The sequence below is a fragment of the Paenibacillus phytorum genome, assembly GCF_013141715.1.
GTDB lineage: Bacteria > Bacillota > Bacilli > Paenibacillales > NBRC-103111 > Paenibacillus_E > Paenibacillus_E phytorum.
In genome coordinates, this window is sequence record NZ_WHOA01000250.1 from 1 (window position 1) to 9,599 (window position 9,599).

General features: G+C 41.0%; 11 protein-coding genes and 1 pseudogene. 3 read left to right on the top strand and 9 right to left on the bottom strand.

Annotation, left to right across the window (positions count from 1 at the left end):
* Positions 1 to 54: 54 nt before the first annotated feature.
* The 4 genes from GC098_RS38040 to GC098_RS38055 all read right to left on the bottom strand — a co-directional run bounded on the left by GC098_RS38040 (position 55) and on the right by GC098_RS38055 (position 3,013).
* The gene (locus tag GC098_RS38040; protein WP_171649521.1) at positions 55 to 1,056 is read right to left on the bottom strand and encodes an aldo/keto reductase; all 1,002 of its coding nucleotides are present in this window, start codon (positions 1,054 to 1,056) and stop codon (positions 55 to 57) included.
* Positions 1,057 to 1,140: 84 nt separating this feature from the next.
* On the bottom strand, positions 1,141 to 1,473 hold the full coding sequence (locus GC098_RS38045; protein WP_171649522.1) for a carboxymuconolactone decarboxylase family protein: 333 nt from the start codon (positions 1,471 to 1,473) through the stop codon (positions 1,141 to 1,143).
* 120 nt (positions 1,474 to 1,593) lie between these two features.
* Positions 1,594 to 2,274 carry a DUF4405 domain-containing protein gene (locus GC098_RS38050; protein WP_171649523.1) on the bottom strand — a complete coding sequence of 227 codons (681 nt, stop codon included), beginning with the start codon at positions 2,272 to 2,274 and terminating at the stop codon, positions 1,594 to 1,596.
* Between the two features lie 4 nt (positions 2,275 to 2,278).
* The gene (locus GC098_RS38055) at positions 2,279 to 3,013 is read right to left on the bottom strand and encodes a cytochrome P460 family protein (RefSeq protein ID WP_171649524.1); all 735 of its coding nucleotides are present in this window, start codon (positions 3,011 to 3,013) and stop codon (positions 2,279 to 2,281) included.
* A gap of 496 nt (positions 3,014 to 3,509) precedes the next feature.
* Here GC098_RS38055 and tnpB point away from each other — a divergent pair.
* Positions 3,510 to 4,613: pseudogene (gene tnpB / locus GC098_RS38060) on the top strand (IS200/IS605 family element RNA-guided endonuclease TnpB).
* A 250-nt stretch (positions 4,614 to 4,863) separates the two neighbouring features.
* Here the strand turns inward: tnpB and GC098_RS38065 are convergent.
* On the bottom strand, positions 4,864 to 5,802 hold the full coding sequence (locus GC098_RS38065) for an AraC family transcriptional regulator (protein WP_171649525.1): 939 nt from the start codon (positions 5,800 to 5,802) through the stop codon (positions 4,864 to 4,866).
* Positions 5,803 to 6,138: 336 nt separating this feature from the next.
* Between GC098_RS38065 and GC098_RS38070 the strand changes: the two genes are divergently transcribed.
* Together GC098_RS38070 and GC098_RS38075 are read left to right on the top strand one after the other, a co-directional pair.
* Positions 6,139 to 6,297 (top strand): hypothetical protein, encoded by a 159-nt coding sequence (locus GC098_RS38070; RefSeq protein ID WP_171649526.1) that lies wholly within the window; start codon positions 6,139 to 6,141, stop codon positions 6,295 to 6,297.
* Positions 6,298 to 6,321: 24 nt separating this feature from the next.
* Positions 6,322 to 7,173, top strand: a complete 852-nt coding sequence (locus GC098_RS38075; protein WP_171649527.1) for an aldo/keto reductase — start codon at positions 6,322 to 6,324, stop codon at positions 7,171 to 7,173.
* Between the two features lie 166 nt (positions 7,174 to 7,339).
* Here GC098_RS38075 and GC098_RS38080 read toward each other — a convergent pair whose 3' ends face one another.
* The 4 genes from GC098_RS38080 to GC098_RS40660 all read right to left on the bottom strand — a co-directional run bounded on the left by GC098_RS38080 (position 7,340) and on the right by GC098_RS40660 (position 9,480).
* Positions 7,340 to 8,188 carry a GNAT family N-acetyltransferase gene (locus tag GC098_RS38080; protein ID WP_171649528.1) on the bottom strand — a complete coding sequence of 283 codons (849 nt, stop codon included), beginning with the start codon at positions 8,186 to 8,188 and terminating at the stop codon, positions 7,340 to 7,342.
* Positions 8,189 to 8,328: 140 nt separating this feature from the next.
* Positions 8,329 to 8,691, bottom strand: coding sequence for a hypothetical protein (locus tag GC098_RS40650; RefSeq protein WP_246359211.1), 363 nt, complete (start codon positions 8,689 to 8,691; stop codon positions 8,329 to 8,331).
* A gap of 42 nt (positions 8,692 to 8,733) precedes the next feature.
* Complete coding sequence (locus GC098_RS40655; RefSeq protein WP_246359212.1) at positions 8,734 to 9,027, bottom strand: hypothetical protein; 294 nt, start codon at positions 9,025 to 9,027, stop codon at positions 8,734 to 8,736.
* A gap of 123 nt (positions 9,028 to 9,150) precedes the next feature.
* A complete protein-coding gene (locus tag GC098_RS40660) occupies positions 9,151 to 9,480 on the bottom strand; it encodes a phosphotransferase (RefSeq protein WP_246359213.1) in 330 nt (109 codons plus the stop codon).
* Between the last annotated feature and the right edge of the window lie 119 nt (positions 9,481 to 9,599).

Consider the following 9,599-nt stretch of genomic DNA (forward strand, 5'->3'; position numbering starts at 1 on the left):
TTCCTCGTTAGCGTAACAAGCTTTTTATAATTTTACTGCTCTTTCACCTTGAGTTTAACTAAACTCGCGCCTACGAGGTAAAGCAAACCAGAGTCCATCGAGCCAAGCTAGCTCCTGTTCCGTTAATTTATCCATGTCAGCAGCACGCAGACTCGCGTCCAACTGCTCCGGACGACTCGCACCAATGATGGCGGAGGTGATTCCCGGTTGCTGTGTAACCCAACGTACGGCCGTCGTTGTTGGATCACAGTGATGTTCTTGGCACCAGGCCTGGTACTTTTCAACAGCGTCGAACTGCGCTTCTTGCCAATAACGTTCCTGATACAACGAACCCGCATTGTTTTCGAGTCCGAAACGAGTCCCCTCTTCGACACTTGCATTATTCCTATAACGGCCTGTCAACATGCCTCCTGCAAGTGGGTTGTAACTGATAATGCCAATCCCCTCATCAAGGGCCATTGGAACCAAGTCGTCCTCAATCATTCGAAACAAGAGATTGTAGCGAGGCTGAATGCTCACTATACGGGCGTAATTTTTTCTTTCAGCAATTCCGTTTGCTTTCGCCACCTGCCAAGCACGCCAATTTGATACACCTATGTAGCGGACTTTGCCTTGCTCAACGAGATCATCAAACGCACGTAAAGTCTCATCCATAGGTGTGCTTGGGTCGAATTGATGAGCTTGATAGAGGTCGAGGTAGTCCGTTTTTAGACGGCGGAGGCTATCCTCAACGGATGTTATGATATGCTTCCTACTCAACCCACGATCATTTGCTCCGGATCCCATCGTACCAAAACACTTTGATGCTAGCACCACTTTGTCTCGTTTACTCTCTAGCCATTCCCCGATAATCGACTCGGTTGCACCTGCGTTGGCATAAGAAGCCCTCCCAATGGGATATACATCTGCCGTGTCGATAAAACTCACTCCGGCGTCGAACGCCTTGTCAAGTATTTCGAAGGAGGTTTTTTTGTCTGCCTGATTGCCAAATGTCATCGTGCCCAAACACAGATTAGTTACTTTTAATCCCGTTTGTCCTAAAGAACGAATTTCCAAAATAATTCACCTCTCCAAGAGCTTTTTATTATTCTTTTATGATTATCCAAAAATTACTGCTCCTAGTATTTCCTTTCGTTATTGTTATTTTTCTGTTGAGAATACCTCTTTTGCAACCGTCATGGCTGACATTGCCTTCGGCCAACCTGCATAGAAAGCAAGATGGGTCATTACTTCGATTAGTTCTTCTTCCGTAAGACCGTTTTGTTTTGCTAAGTTTAAATGGGATTTCAATTGTTGCGTATTCCCACCAGTAATTAAGCTAGATACGGTAATTAAACTACGGTCACGTGGAGTAAGCTCCTTACGTTTCCACACATCTCCGAATAAAACATCATCGGTTAATTCAACAATCTTTGGTGCAAAATCTCCGAAGTTTTTCTGTGCGACAGTAAGTTCTTTTGAAGAATCTGACATTTAGTATCCCTACTTCCACTTTTTTTATTTTTACTCTTCTATATACAGAAGTTTAAGTTCATCTTTAATATGCACAAATAAAAAAGAGACCGTTATCCCACGCTTTTTCATTATCTACTTTTAAGCCTTAGCCTTTTCATGTTTCTGAAGATATTTCAAAGTATAATGAGTACCGCAAATATAGATCCCCATGATAGATAGGTAATCTATTACAAACCTCAAGGCGGTTTCATCGAAGCCCCAATACCCAAATGGATTATAAATGAGCAACCTAGAACCCATATCTCTTTCAAAGGAAATCTGCACACCATAAACAACAATTAACACCGCCAAGAAACGAAACGCAATTGTGCGTACACGGCTTGTAGTGATGATTCCCGTCATTTTTCTCGCTGCATTAATAATCCTTCCCCACGAGATTCCTATATGAACAGCCATGAGTATAAATCCCCAATAAGCACTCAGAACATGTATCTGCCTCACGATCATTTCATTATTCATCGGAATAAAAGGAAGTATGTCACGTGAAATCGGCACCGCACTAATCAGTGCAGCAGCAATCGTTAAGAGAAATAGCAAATTTACCGCTATGCTAAGAATTTGTTGAACCTTGTACTTTCCACTAAAAATCGTTTTATACCATCGTCGATTTAAGAAATTGTGAACCATAAACAATACAAACAAAACAACACCAACTAGTTCATGGACCATATTTCCGGTAATAGGATAAGCCATCGCTACTAGCATGGATACTGTCATAATAAGGTCAATGACCAGCTTAATAAACATATTTGGATTCAAAAAATTACCTCCATAACTTATTATCATATGAGGTTTTTTCGGATGATAGAGTAGCCATGTAAGCTTTTAATGCATTTAACTCCCGATCTGCAAGCCTCGATTCCGTACTATTATTCTGCGATGCCGTAAAATCCTCAAGTTTGAAACTCTCCATTTGGTTGTAGGTGTATACAAAGTCATCCCGTACCTGACTTGCGTGACAAGAAATGCAGCTCTCGATGTTTCTCTTGGTATTAACTGATTTATCAGCAGTGAAAGCCTGGTATCGCCAATCTCCGTTGCTCTTATTAGGAGGGTTCTGATCGCCCCACCCAGCGCGCTTTTCCGAAACAAAAATGTCGGATAGTTTTCCATCCCTGTAGATCTCGAGAGTCAATACGGTTCCGCTGGGGAACGGCTTGCCGGTTTTCACCGCTTCGATAGTTTCCCGACTCGTATAGAGCAGCTCTTTGGCATTTCCACGATTCACAGTCGTATAGAGCACGCCCTTATCATAGTTCTCAGGGAGTTTAACTTGTTCACTGTCAGTTCCAGGGTGTTCCGCCTGCTGAGTACTCTCTGTCATGGCACTGTCGGTTCCAGACGGCTCTGTTTCCCGACCACTGTCTGTCATAGCACTATCAGTTGCAGACTGCTCTGCATGCCGATTACTGTTTGTCATGTCATTGTTGTCACTTCCACATGCAGAGAATGTAAAGACAGTAACTAAACCAAAGGCAAGTAATAAAAGTTTTTTCAATGTTTTCCTCCTCCGAAATTAGCCACTACGGCATTTTAGAATACTGTTTGCAGAAGGTTTGTAGGTTCTTCGCGTATTTCATGTATTGCCTGATCTGTTTTTCAAACATCACCTCAATATGCCAAGTTACATACCCAGCATAGTTAACCGGCATATTGGTTCGTCCAAAATGACAGAACATGCGTAATTTAATTATGCAATGAATCAATAAGAAATCGATATCCTGATCATCTTAAATGTTTGCCTATTTCTCTCACGTGAAAGAACACTTATGAATTATAAAAAAACCAAATAAAGTTCCCCATCAAACATCGATGAACAGTTTTCGCAAACTCGTGACTTCAGTCGTGAGTTAGAAAACTTCGGATATGGCGTGGCTTTTGCCACGTCAACTATCTGACAAATGTTTAGGAAAAGGGTACAAACAACGCTCCATAGCGAACATACGTGCTATAATAGATGTATATTCCAAGACGAAAGGAGACCCGTTTTCACCATGCTGCATCACAAAGCATACAAATTCCGCATTTACCCTACGCCAGAACAAGCAACACTCATTAACAAGACGATTGGATGCAGTCGCTTTGTGTTTAATCGTTTTCTAGCCCTATGGAACGACACATACAATGAGACAGGTAAAGGTTTAAGTTATGGTGCATGCTCAACTGAACTCACCAAACTAAAACAAGAAATAGGCTGGTTGAACGAACCGGACAAGTTTTCTCTACAAAATGCATTGAGGAATTTGAGTGATGCTTACAATCGCTTTTTCAAAAAACAAAACGATGCTCCTACGTTTAAGAGCAAGAAGAATCCTGTACAGTCTTACCAAACAAACTACACAAATGGAAACATTGAAGTTGTAGGCAATCAGATCAAGTTACCTAAACTTGGACTTGTGAAGTTTGCCAAAAGCCGTGAAGTCGAAGGTCGTATCCTTAACGCTACGGTTAGACGCAATCCATCAGGTAAATATTTTGTATCTGTACTTGCGGAAGTTGAAATCCATGTGTTGCCCCAAACAGGCAAAGAAGTTGGCATAGATGTTGGCTTGAAAGATTTTGCAATTCTATCTAATGGGGAAGTGTTTGGCAATCCTAAATTTTTTCGCATACTGGAAGAGAAACTGGCAAGGACGCAGCGTAAACTCTCACGTAGGGTGAAAGGCAGCAGCAATTGGAAGAAGCAGCGCATCAAAGTAGCGCGTATACACGAGAAAATTACGAATGCTCGTACGGACTACTTGCAAAAGATTTCAACGCATATTGTCAAGAATCACGACATCATTGCTGTTGAAGACTTGCAAGTATCCAATATGATGAAAAATCACAAATTAGCTAAGGCAATTAGCGAGGTGTCCTGGTCGATGTTTCACTCGATGCTGAAGTACAAAGCGAAGTGGTATAGTCGCATAGTTGTGGCTGTGGGTAAAACATTCGCATCTTCGCAGTTATGCTCCTGCTGTGGATATAAGCACAAAGACGTTAAAGACCTAAAATTGCGCGAATGGGACTGTCCCGATTGTTGAACTCATCATGATAGAGACTTCAATGCAAGTCTAAATATTCTTTCTGAAGGTAAAAGATTACTTACTGTGTAATCACCTTACACGAACTGTCGGAACGACAGGGTTAGCTTGGTAAATTTCTCTCCGTTAGAAGGGACTACCCAAGAATCTCGTGACTTTAGTCATGAGATGTTCAAGAGAGAGTTTCTATTTGGCCTTTTCTAGATATAGCTCGAACTAACTGCTTAAGGATAATCGGAGGAATTTCCGTGCCGTATCCCAGTGTTACCGAGCGGGGATTTCCAAACCTATAGGCTGATTAAGATGGATGTCAGAATGCCCCTCACACACTGGATACTTGCTCAGTAATTACCTGTTCCTGGTCATATGTTTCCTTCAGACGCTTCATGTCAGCTTTGGGAGGAAAACCAAACATGCGAGAATATTCACGGCTAAACTGAGATGCACTTTCGTAGCCTACCCGGTAGGCAACCTCAGAAGCATCCGCCGACTCGGTTAATAATAGGCGCCGAGCTTCTTGCAACCGAAGCTGTTTTTGGAATTGAAGAGGGCTCATCGCAGTGATTTCTTTAAAGTGTCTATGTAACGAAGAAATACTCATATTCGCTATTTCGGCAAGTTCTTCAATCCGTAAGGGGCTATCATAGTTATTCATGATTTGTTCAATAACAACTTTGATTTGATGGGTTGAGCTTCCTTCCATTACAATTTGCTCCAAAATAATCCCATTCCGACCTTGCAGCACCCGATAAAGAATTTCCTTCGTAAATAGTGGAGCAAGCACCGGAATATCTTTAGGATTATCAAGCAAACGAGCTAACCTAATGACCGAATCTAACAAAGATGATTCTATCTGGCTGACAAACATAGCTCGCTTAGGATTTTCTTTCGTATCAACTCGAAATTCAGAATCATGTAAAACCTCTAGGATTTGACTCGGTGTAAATTCAAGTTTGAAACCCAAATATGGAACATCGGGATTGGCTTCAGTGACTTGGGCGGTAACTGGCAAGTGAACGGATGCAACAAGGTAATCGGCAGGACTGTACCTAAAGCGCTCCTGTGCCAGCCAAACCTCCTTCGCCCCTTGAACTACCATACAAAAGGAAGGCTTGTAAACTCCGTAGCTTTGTCCGGCCGCATTTGAGACACGCATGAAAAATAAGGACGGAATAGCAGTTGGGTGAACACCGTCCTTTTCTGAATAGCGCTCAATGATTTTGACAAGCTCATTCTGCTGTTTAGTGATTATTTCAGACATTTGATTCTCCTTGTTCCTATTTTTTATAGTTCGATTATAATCCATATTTGTCTGTTACATAAGTGGTAGTGAGAGGATTAGGCAAACATTTGGCACGAATGGGATAACGATCTCTTTGTCATCTGGTGCATAATAAGGATGTGAAAAGGGAGAGATAATGCATCGTAATGAGTAACACCTGGAAAATTTACATGCTGACCGTTATCAGCTTTTTGGACGGGTCGCTTCTTCCGTCGGCGTATCGTAAACAGTGGCGACAGCTTATCTCTGTATTTGCGCTTGCCACTGCAATAACTGACTGCAAATCTAGCACCTGTTGGACGACAGGATGAAGCGATGTCCAACATCTCCCTGGGTTTTAGCGCCTCACTCGTTTTCGGCGCTCCCATCGGTCGCGTTGTTGCCGCCGCGTATCCCGTACGTTCTCGAAACGCGCAGCGACAGAGTGAGCCTATTATGGTTGTAATGGATAAGATTACATCGACTTACAAATAATTTTTAAAAAATGGAGGATTTTATATGCAAAAAGTAATTTTGAACAATGGTGTTGAGATGCCTATACTCGGTTTTGGTGTATTTCAGATTGCAGATCAAAATGAATGTGAACAAAGCGTTTATGACGCTATTATGGCAGGCTATCGGCTGATTGATACAGCTGCCTCTTATCTAAATGAAGAAGCAGTTGGCAGAGCGATCAAACGGAGTGGCGTCGCAAGAGAGGAATTATTTATTACTACGAAACTTTGGGTTCAGGATGCTGGTTATGAGCGCACAAAAAATGCATTTAGAAAATCACTGGAAAGATTGCAATTGGATTATTTGGATTTGTATTTAATTCATCAGCCATTCGGCGATGTGCATGGTTCTTGGCGCGCTATGGAGGAATTGTATCGTGAAGGAAAGGTCCGTGCAATTGGCGTTAGTAACTTCCATGAGGATCGTCTGATCGATTTGATCATTCATAATGAAGTAGTTCCTGCTGTAAACCAGGTTGAAACGCATCCTTTCAACCAACAAATCGAAAATGCAAAATTCATGAAAGAGAGTAATGTTCAGATCGAATCCTGGGCGCCTTTTGCTGAAGGGAAAAATAACTTGTTCCAGAATGAGCTATTGGTATCCATAGCTGAAAAGTATAATAAATCCGTTGCTCAAGTGGTTTTACGTTGGTTGACACAAAGAGAAGTCGTTGTGATTCCAAAGTCCGTTCGTAAAGAAAGAATTTCCGAAAACTTCAATATCTTTGATTTTGAATTAAGCCAAGAGGATATGGAGTCGATGACTACATTAGATACGAAACAGAGCCTATTCTTTTCACATCGCGATCCTGAAATGGTGAAATGGCTCGGTACCCGTAAACTTGATATCTAACATTCGATATTTCGAAAGATCACCGACAGGTTCTGTTTACGGCAAAAGAACCGGGAAATAGTTCGTTAATTTTAAAATAAGGAGCAGATCAACAAACTGCTCCTTTATTAATTGAACTTACGTTCTGCGTTAGTTCATCAACAATTCGTTCTCCACCCTAGAAAAATCACAGCGTTTTCCGCACGAATTCCATAATATACTTTTCTTTAAAGCCAAGGCTGTCATACAGACTTCTGGCATAATTCCCGACAACACACCAAAGGTCAACTTTTTCACTGCCGCGCTGATAGATTTCGTTGCATGAAAACATAACAAATTTTCTTCCGATCCCAAGCCCCTGAAAGTCTGTACGGACGGAAATACTGCTTAGTTCATTACCAGAAAGATGGCTATAAGCGATGATTTCCCCATTTATTTCGTAGACAAAACGGTCTCCCGCGTCCTCATTCCATGCTCCTCGTTCTTTTTCACTGGGCTGGGCAATCACAGAATCGGGAAAGCACCCGACACGGACGCGCATTTCATGAAAAGCTGTGGCATACAGCGACTGACTGGTAAGATAGTCTTCGTCAGAGTACAGCCTCACCGGAAGCTCCTCCAGGGGAAAGGGATCGCCGGTTCGCTGCATAAAAGTCGATGAAAAGTATTTATCATAACCGAGCTTGTGCGCAAACGCAAGAGATGATTGATGACCAGACCGAAAGGAACTCCTTACTTTTTGGGTTCCGTCCGCCCGCAATTTGGATTCAACATACTTTACCGTTGCAGAACCGATTCCTTGCCTACGAAACTGTGGGGCAACAAACACAGTTAAATAGGACTGAGATGAAGGTTCGTTCACTTGTGCTAGTGCAACAAGCTTATCCTCAATAAATGCGGTAATAAACAATTCCGGTTTTTCAGCAAGCACACGATGGATGTCTTCACCCGCGTCGACGTCATAGCTTAATAATTCTCTTGCGACATTATAATCTTTTCCACTGAAGCGTTCGTATCGGATATCTGCTATATTCATTAGTCTTCGATTCCTCCGTTATTCTGCCCGTTTGGTGAGAAGTGGCTACCGTTCTTACTGGCAGCCCCGTCCTAGATGTTTATTGAGCTATAATTTTGCGTTAGCTTAATGAAGAAGAGTCACTTTTTAACCTTTAATCCCTAAATAATTTTTTCAACTCGTTCATCCTTTGGAGAACCTTCGTGGACATAAAATAAGAGTACATTCGCTATTTGATATTTGCTGTGAGGTACAAGATTTACCGTTGTTGTCTTATCCTCAAACTCATTTAGTCCTTTTTCAGTTTCATGACTGGAGGAATAGACATAAAAGCTAATTAATTGATTTTTATTAATTGTATAAGTCTCAGGCTTTACACCATTCAAAGTCCTTAAAAATACATTTTCTGTACTTAATCCATTTGGCTTTGATAAAAGAATATCATACGTCTCAAATGACTCTTTAATCTGTTCTGACTTAATTAATATTTCATCTTTCGTCTTCCTCGTTAGCTCAACAAACAAGGTGCAGCTTTCTTGTTTGTTTGGTATTCGTTTCCTGTTAGCTTACGAGTTAAACCAGATAGGGATAAATTTCTCAAAGTTTTGATGATCTTCCAATACAACACGAATCCTAGCTAACATTGATTCGAGTTGCTCTGGTACAACCTTAAGAGTCCAAGTAATTGTTGGGAAGATAATCATGGCCGCATATAAAGCGTACAATTTCCAGAATTCTGGCGGAACAATTCCATTAAAATAACCTTTTATTTGCCCATTGCAAAACGGAATACTAACTTCTCGGCTGAAATATGCGATTTTTAAAAAATCATGATAGGTTGCTCGGATGGAAATCATCATGTTGGAATCGATTTGGGCGATTGTTCATGTATATTAAATTTTGATTAATAAAAGATATTATTAAGTCCTCATCTGGAAGCTTAACTCCGCAATTTCGGTAACTTTCATATTGACGATTATGTTTTAATACGATAAGGAAGGTAATATCTCAGAGGCATCATCTCCTTCAACATAACTCAGTATCATATAACAGATGTCTAATGATTCAATCGAACCGAATTCAATCGGTTTTGAAGTCTTGACCCCCATATCGTAAACGTTAGTAACAACTTCAAACTCTTGTATTTTACGCTGAGTCTGTTGCCTAGGCGAAGTACGTAATACATATTTGGGTAAATCACCTTCCTCATATAAAAAATACTTACCGTCGAAGGAGAATCCCTTTGTAACCCGAGAAATTTCGGATATATTCGTCATGGATTGTTTATGTTTTTTAAAGCTAGATAAGTTCATGGAAGCCCCCCATTGAGATGATGATATAATAATTGAAATTATTTCCAGTTAATTATACCATGAAAAATCAACTAATCATTCAACTATGCTGCCCATTAGTTGAGAAACGGCAGCCACTA